The sequence below is a fragment of the Luteitalea pratensis genome, from assembly GCF_001618865.1.
Lineage (GTDB): Bacteria > Acidobacteriota > Vicinamibacteria > Vicinamibacterales > Vicinamibacteraceae > Luteitalea > Luteitalea pratensis.
On sequence record NZ_CP015136.1, the window covers coordinates 351,733 to 365,595 of the forward strand.

General features: G+C 67.9%; 12 protein-coding genes. 5 read left to right on the forward strand and 7 right to left on the reverse strand.

Annotated features, from left to right (window positions below; translation table 11 throughout):
* Positions 1-150: 150 nt before the first annotated feature.
* Complete coding sequence (locus LuPra_RS01530; protein WP_110169129.1) at positions 151-1,404, reverse strand: PepSY-associated TM helix domain-containing protein; 1,254 nt, start codon at positions 1,402-1,404, stop codon at positions 151-153.
* A 375-nt stretch (positions 1,405-1,779) separates the two neighbouring features.
* On the opposite strand from LuPra_RS01530, the gene LuPra_RS01535 reads away from it, so the two are divergent.
* From LuPra_RS01535 to LuPra_RS01550, 4 genes are all read left to right on the forward strand, one after another.
* On the forward strand, positions 1,780-2,793 hold the full coding sequence (locus LuPra_RS01535; RefSeq protein WP_110169130.1) for a hypothetical protein: 1,014 nt from the start codon (positions 1,780-1,782) through the stop codon (positions 2,791-2,793).
* A complete protein-coding gene (locus LuPra_RS01540; RefSeq protein ID WP_110169131.1) occupies positions 2,790-4,163 on the forward strand; it encodes a BamA/TamA family outer membrane protein in 1,374 nt (457 codons plus the stop codon). Before LuPra_RS01535 ends, LuPra_RS01540 begins: the two co-directional genes overlap by 4 nt.
* 164 nt (positions 4,164-4,327) lie before the next feature.
* Positions 4,328-4,609: a hypothetical protein gene (locus tag LuPra_RS01545; RefSeq protein WP_110169132.1), complete on the forward strand. Its 282-nt coding sequence runs from the start codon at positions 4,328-4,330 to the stop codon at positions 4,607-4,609.
* Positions 4,610-4,820: 211 nt separating this feature from the next.
* Entirely contained in the window at positions 4,821-6,746 is a 1,926-nt protein-coding gene (locus LuPra_RS01550; RefSeq protein WP_157898622.1) for an alkaline phosphatase family protein, read from the forward strand.
* Between the two features lie 152 nt (positions 6,747-6,898).
* Here LuPra_RS01550 and LuPra_RS01555 read toward each other — a convergent pair whose 3' ends face one another.
* Positions 6,899-8,233, reverse strand: a complete 1,335-nt coding sequence (locus LuPra_RS01555; protein WP_110169134.1) for a serine hydrolase domain-containing protein — start codon at positions 8,231-8,233, stop codon at positions 6,899-6,901.
* Positions 8,233-8,772, reverse strand: coding sequence for an HD domain-containing protein (locus tag LuPra_RS01560; RefSeq protein ID WP_157898623.1), 540 nt, complete (start codon positions 8,770-8,772; stop codon positions 8,233-8,235). The genes LuPra_RS01555 and LuPra_RS01560 overlap by 1 nt, the downstream gene beginning before the upstream one ends.
* Positions 8,773-8,854: 82 nt before the next feature.
* Here LuPra_RS01560 and LuPra_RS01565 point away from each other — a divergent pair, with 82 nt between their 5' ends.
* Positions 8,855-9,418 (forward strand): hypothetical protein, encoded by a 564-nt coding sequence (locus LuPra_RS01565; RefSeq protein ID WP_157898624.1) that lies wholly within the window; start codon positions 8,855-8,857, stop codon positions 9,416-9,418.
* Positions 9,419-9,422: 4 nt separating this feature from the next.
* On the opposite strand, the gene LuPra_RS01570 is transcribed toward LuPra_RS01565, so the two are convergent.
* The 4 genes from LuPra_RS01570 to LuPra_RS01585 form a co-directional block, all read right to left on the reverse strand.
* Complete coding sequence (locus tag LuPra_RS01570; RefSeq protein WP_110169137.1) at positions 9,423-10,259, reverse strand: hypothetical protein; 837 nt, start codon at positions 10,257-10,259, stop codon at positions 9,423-9,425.
* A 2-nt stretch (positions 10,260-10,261) separates the two neighbouring features.
* Positions 10,262-11,389, reverse strand: a complete 1,128-nt coding sequence (locus tag LuPra_RS01575) for a pyridoxal phosphate-dependent aminotransferase (protein WP_110169138.1) — start codon at positions 11,387-11,389, stop codon at positions 10,262-10,264.
* 181 nt (positions 11,390-11,570) lie between these two features.
* Positions 11,571-12,986 carry an arylsulfatase gene (locus tag LuPra_RS01580; protein ID WP_157898625.1) on the reverse strand — a complete coding sequence of 472 codons (1,416 nt, stop codon included), beginning with the start codon at positions 12,984-12,986 and terminating at the stop codon, positions 11,571-11,573.
* Between the two features lie 196 nt (positions 12,987-13,182).
* Positions 13,183-13,668, reverse strand: a complete 486-nt coding sequence (locus LuPra_RS01585) for a hypothetical protein (RefSeq protein WP_110169140.1) — start codon at positions 13,666-13,668, stop codon at positions 13,183-13,185.
* Between the last annotated feature and the right edge of the window lie 195 nt (positions 13,669-13,863).

Consider the following 13,863-nt stretch of genomic DNA (forward strand, 5'->3'; position numbering starts at 1 on the left):
CGTTGAACGCTGAACGCCGAACGCCTCAGGCGCTTAACGCTTGACGCTTGACGCTTGACCCGTCGGGATGTCGAGAGCATGGTTCTCGACAATTTGGCATAGCGGGTAGGGCCGGCTCTCCGAGCCCGGCCCGGCTTCGACATGCCGGTCCTAGGCGGCCTTGCGTGTCGCAGCGGGCTTGCGCGCGCGCCAGGCGCGGAGGCGGCGCCACGTGAGTGCAAGGCCCGTGTAGGCCAGCACCACCGAGCCGGCGGTGACGAGGCACGCGATCGTCTGCCCGATCAGGCCGTAGTACTCGCCCGTGTGCGCAAAGCGCATCCACGAGCGCCACTGGCGGCCCTTGCTCTGGGCCTCGAACGGCTCCCACTTCTTGGTCTCACCCGTGGCGCGATCGAGTTGCAGGGTGCCCTTCTTCTGTGGCTGTGCGCCGGTGCCGGTGTCCACGGTGACCTGGAACACGCCGTCGTGCGGCGCCGGCAGGCGCGCGGTCAGGATCGTCCACTCGGTTGACTGTGCCGCCGCACGATCGAGCAGCGTCGTCAGCGGGAGGTACGTGCGCGACTCGCCTGGCTGACGATCGGCGGATCCAGCAGGGCGCTCACCAGGCGCTCGAGCGGCACCTGGCGCCAGTCCCTGCGCCGAACGCTCTCCCGGGCCCCGCGCAGATGGCTCGCCTGCCCGGGCCGGTCCACCTTGTCCGGCACGGGGAGGCGGTGCTTCGCCTGCCATCCGGAACGTCAGGTCGCTCGCCCAGGGGTAGCCGATGACGGCGCCCGACCAGACGATGACGGCCAGCGGCACGAGACTCCAGTAGCCGATGACGTGGTGCCAATTGAAGTCACGTGCCTTGCTCGGCAGCCCACGGCGGAACCACAGCACCTGCCGGAACTGCGTCCACGTCCACGCGCGCGGCCACCAGAGATAGAAGCCGCTCAGGACGATGAACAGGAAGATGAGGTTGCTGGCGCCGGTGATCGCCTTGCCGGTGGCGCGCCTCGCATCCTCGAGCGCGATCCAGCGGTGCCATCCCATCACCGCCCGGAAGAAGGCGCGCGTGCGCGCCGACCCGGTCCCGAGGACCTCGCCCGTGTACGCATGCACGAAGACCGTGCCCTTCGGGCCGAAGGTGATCTCGACCGGAGCATCGGCCTGGCGGCGCAGCGTGATCGCGCCCGCGGTCAGGCCGGGATTGACGGCACTGGCGCGAGCAACCAGGTCGTCAATGGGCAGGCGTGCCTGCCCTGGCGCTGCCGGCGGCCCCGACACGCCATCGGCCCAACGGGTGATCTGCTTCTCGTAGGCGAGGATCACGCCGGTGACCGACATGACCAGGATCACGAGGCCGGCCGAGACGCCGGCAACAAGGTGCATCCAGAACACGAATCGACGCAGTGGCAAGGTCATCGTTCTCCACCATACGAACGGGCGTGGCCCGTCGGCGACGCGATCGACACGTGCCGCAGTCTTTTCACGCGGAGGTCACAGTTTGCTCACGAGGCGGCCTGGCAGGGCTCAGGTGAGGCAGGCGAACACGCACGCCAGCGGAAGCGGGCAGGTCCGATGCATTTCGACCGGGCAGAACAACTGGAGCTCCAGAACCTGTGAAGGGGGAAATGAGATCGCGTCGCGATTCTTGCGACGAGGGCGACTGTAATATCCGACCTTGAAGGTCGTCAATCAAATAATGAGAACGGTCTCACAATGGCGGCGTCCTGGCGTGGTTCGCTGGCCAGGACGTGCACCCTCAGGCGCTGTTGGCCTCGTACAGTCTGAGTTGAGATGCGCGCGCGTCAACTGGGCCTCACGCCGTTCCTGCTCCTCGCCACCCTGCTGGTGATCCCGGTGCCGAGGGTGGCAGCGCAGTCGCCGCCTGCGGCGGTCACCACGTCCCCGTCCACCGACCTGGATGCCCTCATGGCCCGGGTGCTGGCCAACCGCGACCAGACGTGGCGCTCGCTGCAGGAGTACCTGCTTGCGGAACGCGAGACGTTCAAGCTCGTCGGCCCCGACGGGGCGCCGATGTTCGGGCTCCAGAAGGAATTCATGTGGGTGGCCCGCGAGGGCCGCGCTGTACGCAGCCCGGTCCGTGTGAACGGCGTGGCCATCGGCGAAGAGACCCGGCGGCGGGAAGAGGCCGAGTGGCAGGCCGACGAAGACCGGCGGGCGGAGCGCGCGTCGGAGAAGGCGCAATCGGAGACCGCAACGACCGCCGAAGTCGAGCAGGCGATGCGGCGCGGTGAGCCGCGCTTCATCTCCGAGGTCCAGTTTCTCCGCTTCCGCTTCGAACCGGGCAACTACTACTTCGTGGGCAGGGAGACGCTCGCCGGTCGCGAGGTACTGCGGATGGAGTACTACCCGCGACGCCTCTTCGCCGATGACCGCGAGGAAAGGCGCGCCGAGCGCGAACGCGCGAAAAAGGACGAGGCCGCCGGCGGCCGCAAGGGCAGGACGGTGGACCTCGACGAGGACGATCGCCTCGAGCGCGCGATCAACAAGGTGTCGCTCGTCACCCTGTGGGTTGACGCCACGGTCTCGCAGATCGTCCGCTACACGTTCGACAACGTCGACTTCAACTTCCTCCCAGGGCGATCCCTGGTGCGCGTCGACACCGCGACGGCGACGATGACGATGGGGCAGCCGTTCCCCGGCATCTGGCTGCCCGAGTCGCTCACGGTGGAGGGCGCACTGACGTTGGCCACCGGCACCTACCGCGCCGAATACGCGCGCCGGTTCAGCGACTACCGGCAGGGCGACGTGCAGATGCGCTTCCGCGTCAAGGACGAGCCGAAGTGATCGGACGCGTGCTCGGTCGTGGTGCCTTCGTGTTGTGCGCGTGGCTGTCGCTCGCCGGTTGGGTCCATGCGCAGGCATCGCTCGTCATCGAGGACGTCCGCGTCCACGGCAACCACTCGACCCCCGACGAGGAAGTGCTGCGCATCGCGGCAATCGCCGTCGGCGTGCCGCTCAAGCCCGGTGCCGTCGAGGCCGCGCGGCGCCGTCTCGTGGACAGCGGGCGTTTTTCGAGCGTCGAGATACGCCAGCGCAGCCGCTCGATCGAGGATCCGACGCGGATCGCGCTGATCATCCTCGTCGCCGAACACGCCGCGATGCGTCCGATTCCTGACCTCGACGTCCCGCCGATCCCGGGCGTCCTCGGTCGTCTGCGCAGCCAGACGATGTTCCTGCCGATCTTCAGCGTGGACGACGGCTACGGGCTGACTTATGGACTGAGGACGTCGTTTGTCGGGGGGCGCGGGTCGACGACGCGGCTGTCGGTGCCGGCATCCTGGGGCGGGACACGGCAACTCGCGGTCGAAGCCGAACGGACGTTCACGACGCACCGGCCAGGCATCGGCGCCCCGGTTGGGGCCACCGGCGGGACCACTCCGCCGCCCGCGCGCGCGGGTCTGGTCAGTGGCGGGCTGACACGTCTTCGGGGGAGTGCCGGTCTCTGGCGGCAGGAGCACCCGTATTTCGAGCAGGGCCAGTTTCGCCAGTACGTGGATGGCGAGATCAGCTACCGTCCGCGTCCCGTCTTCGGCGTCGGCGTCTCGGCAGGACTCGCCGACGTGTCGTTTGGCGATGTGGACGACCGCATGAGCAACGCGGGTGTCTTTGCCGAGGTCGACACGCGACGCGACCCTCTGTTCCCGCGCCATGCCGTCTATGCCCGCACGTCGTGGAGCCGGCTGTCGTTTGCCGAGCCCGAGGCGTCCGGTGTCCCCGACGGCGGCAGGTCGCGATGGCAGCACGACATGCGCGGTTACCTGGGCGTGATCGGGCAGGTCGTGCTCGCGGCCCGTGTGCAGATGGATTTCGCCGACGGTCCGCTGCCGGCATATGCCAAGCCAATCCTCGGCGGCGCGGACACCCTGCGCGGCATCGGCGCCGGCTTTGCGGTGGGCGACAACCTGTGGGCGGGCACGATCGAGGCACGCGCGCCGTTCACCTCGGTGCTGCGCTCGACGAGACTCGGCGTGCTCGCCTTCTACGACACCGGCGCGACATGGGACTACGGCCAGCGGTGGCGTGATGCCGGGCGCGAGGAAGGTGTTGGCGGCGGGGTCTTCCTCGTGAATCCGTTCTTCCAGTTCCAACTCAGCGTCGCCCGGGGCCTCGGCCGCAGCACGCGGGTACACGCGAGCACCGGCGTCAGCTTCTAGGATTCTGCAGCGTGGCAATGCTGGGAGGCTGAAATGCTGAAATGTCGAGATCTCACGCCTGCGCGGCGGGGCGTCGACTTGCGGAGAGGTTCGACATTGCGGTCCCCCGCAGGCCGCCCGAAAAATGCCGTTCACAAGTCGAGAAAACGTGAAATTCTGAAGTCATGACGGCTGCGGAACTGAAGGCGTCGAGCTCGCGACCATCCGGACTTCGTGCCGAGGCCATCGCGATGTGGCTGGAAGCGCAAGGCGACTGGGCGGCCGCGCACGCGACCGTCCAGGACCTCGAGACACCAGCCGCCGCCTGGGTCCACGCCTACCTCCATCGTCGCGAGGGCGATCAGTCGAACGCCCGGTACTGGTACACGCGTGCGGACAGGCCGGTGGCGAAAGGATCGTTCGAGGAGGAGTGGCTCGCGATCGTCACCGAGTTGCTCGCCGCCTGAGGGGCGTCGGGCCGCGCTCGGAGAGCGGGCCCTACCGTCGCAACCTCGCGACCCTGAGTCCTGAGACTTGAGCCCAGAGCATGCGCCCGTCGGCGTGAGACCTGAGCCTTGAGACTTGAAGCTTGAAGCTTGAAGCTTGAAGCTTGAGGCTTGAGACTTGAGCCCTGCGAGACGCGTGAGCAGTCCCCTCGGCTCCGTATACTGCTCGGGCGTGATCGGAGTAACGACATCCCGGGCTGTTCGACTGTGCACGTTCGCGATCGCGGCCGTGTGCGCACCATGGCTGGCCGCGTCACACCCGCAACAGACCGCCGGGACCGACCCACCAGGGCGCGTCGTGCTCGTCAGCCTCGATGGCATGGGCACGCGCCTGTTCCTCGACGACCCGGTCAGCCGAGAACTGCGATCGTTGCAGGCATTGCGGGCGCGCGGGGTGATGGCCGACGGGCTCGTGCCGCACATGCCGAGCACCACCGCCAACACGCACGCCGCGCTGTGGACGGGCGCGTGGGGCGACGTCAACGGCATCACGTCCAACGAGATGCCGCTGCCGCCCCGTGGTGAGCGGCGGGCGAGCGACCGCGTCTCGGGCTACCGCTCCGAGGGCCTGCGCGCCGAGCCGATCTGGGTTGCTGCCGCCCGGCAGGGCGTGCGGACGGTGACCCAGCAGGCGACGCAGGTTTACCCGCTGCGAGAACGGGTCACGGGCGGTGACCTGACGCTGCCGCCAACGCTGCTGCACGGGTACCAGGCGCCCGTGATCGCTCCCGCCCGCTGGCTGCGCCGAAGCGATCTCACCGCCGTGCCCTGCACCGACACCGATGCCCGTGCCGTGACGTGCGTCACGTGGCCCGCGGGCAGGGTCGTCTTCCGCGCCGCGCTGTCGAGTGGTGCCGATGGACGCAGGTTCCTGCGCGTGCGGGTCGACGGCACCGCCCGCAGCGTGGACGTACCGCTCGCCGCGACCGAACACGACCCGCCGCGCGGCCGCGAACTCGCGCGCCATTTCAGCGACGGGTTGCTCGTCGATCTCCCGGGTCTCGCGCCGGCGATGGCCTATTTCCGCCTCTTCGAGGCGTCGCCGGATGGTCGATCGCTGGTGTTGTTCCAGTCCGTGCTCCACGAGTTCGTGCTGTACACCGGCCACGAGGCGACGCGCGCCGAGGCCATCGCGTTCCTGCAGGAGGCAGGCGGCTTCATCGGCAACGGCGACGACGAGCCCTGGGAAGTCGAGGGCATCGGCGGCGTGTCGCTCGCGCAGGGCGGCGATGGCGCGCGCGAGCGGCGCTACCTCGAGACGCTCGAACTCGGCATCCGCCAGACGATCCGCCACGCGCACTACCTGTGGCGGACCCACACGCCGCGGCTGATGCTCGCCTACGTCAGCATGCCCGACGAGATGGAGCATGCGTGGCTGGGGCAGGCTCACCAGGATGCCCGATACGAGCCGCTGCGCCGGTGGGGATACCAGCTCGTGGATCGCGCCGTGGAGACCTACGTCGGATTTGCTTCCGCGAACGACCACGTCGTGTTCGTGAGCGATCACGGGATGACGACGGTGACGCATGAAGTGCGAATGAACATCGCGTTGCGGAACGCAGGCCTCGTCGCCGTCGACGCCCGTGGCCAGGTCGACGCGGCACGCTCGAAAGTGCTCTACGGGCGCAACTGCCTGCTCGTACACACGGTCGATTGGAAGGGTGGGGTGGTGCCACTGGCCGAGGCCGATGCCGTCCTGGGGCAAGCCATCGCCGTGCTGCGTGCCGTTCGCGCCCAAGACGGGCAGCCGGTGATCACCGGCGCCTTCTCGTCGCCGGCCGATCGAGAACGCCTGGGGTTCGGCGGCCCCAACGGCTTCGACGCGTGCTTCGACGCACGCGCAGGCTACATGCTGAGTGCGGGGCTGGGTGACGGCCCGGTCGTGCGCCGGCGCCAGCGGTCGACCGGCGAGCATGGCTTCCTGCCCACGCGTCCGGACATGCAGGGGATCCTGATCGCCGCCGGGCCGCGGATCCCGAAGGGCGGCCGGTGGCCCCGCCGCAGGGCCATCGACGTGGCGCCCCTGGTCAGCGATCTCCTCGGTATCGACCCACCGCGCGACTCGCGCGGGCAATCACCGGTCGGAGGCGAAAAGTAGAAAGGGCGAAAAGGGCTAAAAGACAGAATCGAAGGAAGGAAGACCTTCAAGGTTGAAGGGCCTCCTTGAACCTTCAAGACTGAAGGCCCTTTGACCGTTCCCCTTCGATTCTGCCTTTTGCTCGTTTCGCCCTTTGGCCCTTTTTATCTTTCTCAGCTCGCCGGCCGAAGTGCGGCCCTGGCCGTGGCGGTATCGTAGGACTCCACGACCGACGAGTAGATCAGCTGTCGGAGCGTGGCATGCGCGTCGGAGCCAGTCGAGGGCAGCAGCTGCGTCATGAACACGACCACCAGCTTCTCGACCGGATCCACCCAGAACTTCGTGTGGTACGCGCCGCCCCAGCCGTACTCACCGACCGATCCCGGACGGCCCGAGCGACCGACGTGCTCGGTGATCTCGAAGCCAAGCCCGAAGCCGAAGTTGCCGTTGGAATAGAGCGGTCCGACGTGGTTGGACGTCATCAGCTCGACGGTCTTGGGGCTCAGCAGGCGCACGCCGTCGAGGGCGCCGCCGTTGAGCAGCATCTGCAGGAACCGGGCGTAGTCGGATGCCGTGGACACGAGGCCCGCGCCGCCCGAAAACGACTGGCGCGGACCGACGACGTAGTTGCCCTGCCCGGTGCCTGGTGCCGGCGCTTTCGTGATGGTGGCGCCTGCCGAGGCGACGCTGTAGACCGTCGCGAGCCGATCGGCTTCTGCGGGATCGACGTAGAACCCCGTGCTGGTCATCTTGAGCGGCGTGAAGATGCGCGCCTTCATGAAATCGGCAAGCGACTGGCCACTGGCCTTCTCGACCACGACGCCGAGGATGTCGGTGTTGAATCCGTACACATACTTGTCGCCAGGCTGCGAATCCATCGGCAGCGTCGCCAGGCGATCGATGGTGGTGGCGATGGGCTCGTTCTTGTCGGCGAAGTACCAGCCGATGACATTCGCGGCCCGGTAGTCGGCCTCGAACGGGTTGCCGCTGCCGTACGAGATGCCGGACGTGTGCGTGAGCAGGTGGCGAATCGTGATCGGGCGGACCGCGGGTGCCGAACCGGCGCTCACGGCCGTCTGCGAGGTGGACGTTCCCGCCGGTGGCGGCACCACAACCGTGGTTTTTGCAAACGACGGGATGAACCGCGAGACCGGATCATCGAGGTGCACACGGCCCTCCTCGACGAGCATCATGATCGAGACGCTCGTGATCGCCTTGCTCATCGAGGCGATGCGGAACAGCGTGTCGGTCGTCATCGGCACGTTCTTCTCGATGTCGCGGCGGCCCGCGGCCTCGTGGTACACGACCTTGCCGTTGCGGGCGACGAGCGTGACCGTGCCCGCCACACGGCCCTGATCCACGAGGTCCTTCATCATGGCCGTGATGCGCGCGAGGCGCTCCGGTGCCATGCCCGCTACTGCCGGTGTGCCGACCGGCAGGCCCTGGCCGAAGGCAGCGCCGGCGGCGGCCACCCACACTGCGAACGCAACAACCGTCCTGCGAACCATCACCGTCTCCTGTCCAGGGCCGATTCGAGCGCCGTCAACCGCTCGCGGAACGCCTGCAGCACGTACGTGTTGTCGCAGCGTTCGAGCAGCGGCGCGAACTCGCGCCGGGTCTTCTTGAGGTACTTCTCGGCGAAATCGCGACGTGCCGCGACGATGCGCACGAGATCCTGCAGGTTGTCGGTGCGGTCCAGCAACTTCAACAGCGTCGCGTCCCGATCGGCGAGGATGCGGGCATAGTACGTCGCCTTGTCGCGCTCGTTGTCGTCGTCTCCCGACTCCCACCACTTCGTGAGCAGCCTCGCCAGCGCGATCGCACGTTCGGTGAAGCCGGCCAGGCGCAGGTCGTCCCACGTGAGCGTCGTGTCCTCGACGACGTCGTGCAGCAGCGCGGCGACGACGGCGTCCTCGCCGAGTTCGGCCTGCGCCGCCAGGTGGGCGACCCGCAGCGGATGGTTGATGTAAGGGTCGGGCAGCCCCTTGCGGGTCTGGCCTACGTGCGCCGAGGCAGCAAACGTCGCGGCGCGAAGGATCGCGAGCATGGTCGCCATTCTAGGACGCGGGGGGCGTGCGACACTACGCCGCGTCACGTTCGGCGCCGCGGCGCCCACTCAACAGATGACCATGCGCACATTGCTTCTGACTCTCTGCCTGTCGTCGATCGCTCTTCCATCCCTGGCGCAGGACGGCGCCCGCGAGTACAGGGTGCTGGCCACGTCCAAGACGTCGACCATGGAGAAGGAGATGAACGCCGCGGCAGAGGCGGGGTACGCTTTCGCGGCCGTGATGGGTGGCGAGACGGCATTCGGCGGCAACGAGACCGTCGTCGTGATGCAGAAGGACCCCAAACCGTCGGCGATGGGCTACAGGCTGCTCGCGGCCAGCAAGACGGGCACCATCCAGAAGGAGATCCGGACGGCCGCCGATCAGGGCTTCCACTACGCGGGGCAGACGCTCTTCTCGTCGGCGTTCGGTGGCTCCGAGGTCGTCGTGATCATGGAGCGGGACAAGGACAATCCCACACCGACCGAGGACTACCTCGTCATCGCGACGAGCAAGACGTCGACGCTCGAGAAGGAAATGAACGGGAGCGGCGCGAAAGGTTATCAGGCCGTCGCGATGACGGTCGGCACCACGGCCCTGGGCGGGAAGGAACTCGTCGTCCTCGCGAGGCGCGACCGCAAGTAGCGCCTCAGCGCATCGCCGAGACCAGGACCTTGGCGGTCCTGCGCTGGATGGACCAGAACCGTGTCGGATCCGAGGGGTCGAGCGCGATGCCCTGCCCCTCGCTCTCGACTGGCACGATCGCCTCGAGGACGAGGGTGGCGCCTGCCGCGGGCAACCGCAGGACGTGCAGTTCTGGCGCGTGATGCCCCGCGGTGAGGAGTCGGCCATCGGGAGTCCACACGCCTCCCGAACTGCTCATGCCGTCCCAGCGCGCCACCACCGTCTTGGGAAATGCCCACGCTCCGGTTTCGCGCCACTCGGGGTCGTAGCGGACCAGCACCGAGTACTCGGGACCCTTGCCGGGCTCGCCGTTCGGCGCGGGATAGTGCGCGTACATCACCCACCACGCATTGTCACGGCGGTCGATCCATGTCGCCGAGCCGCGGCCGGTGCCAACGGGAATGCTCTGCACGTGCCGGAGCGTGCCTGTGTCCCACACCTCGATCGAGCTGACCATCGGGACGCCCGGATAGTTGGAATGGGCACAGTACAGACGGCCGTCGATCGCCACGCCGCTGTTCAGGTGGATGAACGGGCCGCCTTCGGGGCCCTGCCATGCGCCGACCTTCGTGCCGGACGCCTTCTCGTACTTGCCGATGCGGCGATTGTCGATCGCGTAGAAATGTGTCGCGTCGACGGCGACGGCCTGCCGCGCTTCAGGAGCGGCGTAACGGCGGACCACTGCCCAGGCATCCCTGATCGGGAGTGGCGGCGCGTCCGTCGTCTTTTGCGCGATTCCGGCCGGTGTCCCGATGGCGAGCGCGAGGAACAGGCCAGCCAGCGAGGAGCGACGCCACGCCACGCTCAGGACTTGAGCACCTGTTCGAACACGTCGCATGCGCGCTGCATCTCCTCGGCGGTGCCGATGGAAATGCGCGAATGTGTGTTCAGCGGCGGGAACGGCCGCCCGACCGCGACCCCACGGGCACGGCATGCGGCCGCGAACGCTACCGTGTCCCGACCGATGTCGGCCATGACGAAGTTGGCGTGCGAGACCGGTACCCTGGTGCCAAGGGCCTCGAGTCGCTTGACCGTGAATGCGCGGGCTTCGGCGTTGCGGGCACGCTCGCGTGCTTCGAGGTCCTTGACGCGGAGGGCGGCGATGGCGCCATGCAGGCCGATCGTGTTGACGCTCATCGGCAGGCTCCACGCGGCGAGGCGTTCGAGCACTGCCGGCTGACCCATCGCGTAGCCGACCCGCAAGCCGGCCATGCCGTACATCTTCGAGAACGTGCGGCTGACGACGACGCGCGGCGACGAGAGGGCAATCGGCAGCGCCGTGGCGACGCCGGCCCCGTCCGCATACTCGATGTAGGCCTCGTCGAGCAGGACGACGATGTCGGGCGATCGCTTCAGGGCGTCGGCCACAAAGGCCCGTACCTGGTCGAGCGGCAATGCCACGCTGGTCGGGTTGTTCGGGTTGCAGAGAAAGATCAGTCCCGCATCCGGCACGTGGCGGGCCATCGCATCGAGGTCCACCTGCAGGTCCGCACGCACCGGCACGTCGTAGACGGGCCGCTGCAACTGCCGCGCCCGGCGTGCCGGCTCCTCGAACGTCGGCACCGGAGCGAGCAAGCCGCGACGCGCGTCGGTGAACGCCAGCACCGCGTTGAGCAGGATCTCGGACGACCCGCACCCGACGAGCACGTTCTCGGGCGTGACGCCTTGGTGTTTGGCGATCGCCGAGGCGAGCATACCCTCGAACCGGAAGGGGTAGACGTGAGACTGCTTCATGGCCCCGCCGATGGCCCAGCGCGCCTCGACACACGGTCCCGCCGCGTTCTCGTTGCTGTCCAGCCGTATCGGCGGCACGCCGCCGGGCCACGCGGCTGCGTCAAATGGCATGGCCCCCGCCTCGCGACCGCGGGCGACCACCAGGCCGGATGCGGCTGCTGCCGTCGACTGCATGAACTGACGCCGGGACCACGCCATGCCTGCCTCCTGGGAAGATGCGGTGCCGCCATTGTACGGCGGGGCGGCACCTTTTCGCCTCGCCTACGGCCTGCCGCCTGCGGCCTGCAGCCGTACGTCTCAGGTCTCAGGTCTCAGGTCTCAGGTCTCAGGCATGAGGCATGAGGCATCACGTGAGGCGTTAAGCGCTAAGCGTTAGGCGTTACTTCCCAGGCCATCGTTCCGACGGTGTCCGCGCGGTGGCGAAGAAGGCCTCGAACTGCTTCACGATCGTCGGTTGGGTTGTGGCGAGATCGTGTGTCTCGCCGACGTCGCTGTCGAGATCGTAGAGCTCGATGGGCTGCGCCGGGTCGAGCCAGACGGCCTTCCACTTGCCGCGGCGCGCGGCGCGCTTGTAGCCGCCCTCGTGGAACTCCCAGTACAGCGTCCGCTCTGGACCGGCCGCCGTCGTCGTGGACAGCAGCGCCTCGCGCATCGACACGCCATCGAGTCCCGGCGGCGTATTGGCGCCGACCAGCGCGGCCAGCGTGGGCAGCATGTCCCAATGCGCCCACACCGTGTCATTGACGCGCCCGGCGGGTACCGTGCCCGGCCAGCGCACCAGCATCGGGACCCGGATGCCGCCCTCGTAGAGGTCACGCTTGATGCCGCGGAGCGGGCCGTTGCTGTCGAAGAAGTCGGGATCGGCGCCGCCTTCCCTGTGCGGCCCGTTGTCGCTCGTGAAGATGACGATGGTGTTCCGATCGAGCCCGCGCTGACCGAGCGCGTCGAGCACGCGTCCGACGCCCTGGTCCATGCGCGTGACCATGCCGGCAAAGGCCGCGTGCGGCGTGGGCTGCGATCGGTAGCCGCCACTCGTTGTGTACGGCGGCACTGGCATGGTGGCGTCGGCCTTGGCATTGACGTACGGCGTCTCCGGAAAGCGGCCCCGGAACGGCGCGATGGCGTCCTCGGGTGGGCGCAATTCGGCGTGGGGCAGCGGGTACGCGAGATACAGCAAGAACGGTGCGTTCGCGGTGCGGTCGATGAAGTCGACCGCGGCCTGCGTGAACAGGTCGCTCGTGAAATCGCGAGTCGGGGAGACCTCGATCCACGCGCCATTCTTCCAGAGCCGATCGGTGTACTGGCGATGGGGCTGCTGATGGGTGAGATAGCCGAACGTCTCGTCGAAGCCCTGTCGCTCCGGCAATCCCGGCGTGCCCTCGAATCCGAGCCCCCACTTGCCGACGAGTGCCGTGCGATAACCACGTGCCCGAAAGACCTCGGCCATCGTGACGTCGCTGTCTTCGAGAGGCAGTTCGCCATTGCCCCGGATCCGGCCGTGCCCCGTGTGCATGCCGGTCATCAAGGCAGCCCGCGACGGCGCACAGACGGTGCTTCCGGAGTAGTACTGCGTGAACCGCGTGCCCTCCGCGGCCAGGCGATCGATGTTGGGCGTGCGGAACTTCTGCTGCCCGTAGGAGGAGAGGTCACCCCAGCCGAGATCGTCGGCGTGGATGAGGATCACGTTGGGGGGGCGCGCGGCGGCGGTCGTTGCCTGCCGGGCCGGCGTACGCTGCGCGAAGGGCAGCGCCACGAGGCCGGTCACGAGGACGGCGTAAGCGACGAGGACGCGCATGGCCCGGATGGTGCCACATCGCAGGATCACAGGACCACAGGAACACAGGACCACAAGGGCAGGACCGCGGATCGCGGATCGGGAAATCGCGGATCGGAATCGGGAAGGTAGGGCCGGCTCTCCGAGCCCGGCCCATCCGGACGGCGTCAATTTCAAATTTCAAATTACGGTGACGCCGACAACGCTGCGCTTCTGATTACTTCTTGTCGTAGGTGCTCGAATAGGGCAGCGGCTTGCCGTCGGGGCCAGGCCGGTTGCCCTTGACGACAAGCACCTTGCCGTCTGCCGAGACTTCGGTGTTGCTCTCCATCACCGGCTTTCCGCCCTTGCTGTAGATGGTCTTCCCGGTGCGTCCGGTGAGCGTGCTGGTCGCGGTATCGAGGGCGGCCCAGCCCGTTACCGGCACCGGCTTGCCATCGCCCTTGGTCGTGAATTCCCACTTGGTCGCGGTGCCATCGGCCGCGACCTCGTCAATGGCAACGGTGACGTCGGCGCCCTTTTGCGTGATCGCGAGATCGCGCTTTTTCGGCAGCGGCGCCCCCGAGGTCGATTTGGCGGCGTTGAACGTCCAGTTCCCGACCATCGGGCTCTGGGCTTGGGCCTGGGCCGTCGATGCCGTACCGATCGTCAGCGCAAAGGCACCGGCGATGGCGAGGATGGAAAATCCTGCGCGAGCAAACATGCACACACTCCTTGGTTGGATGTGCGCACGTTACGCTTGAGCTACGCTTTCGTCCAGCCAAGGGACTTCCGGGCCAGGGCCGCGCGCTTACTCGGCCCTACCTCTCTGGAAGCGGGCCTGACCTGTTTGGGCGGTGCGCAGGCGTGGGGCCGGTCGCGTCGTCGGCCCACGCGCAGATGATGGCGCGCCGGACGT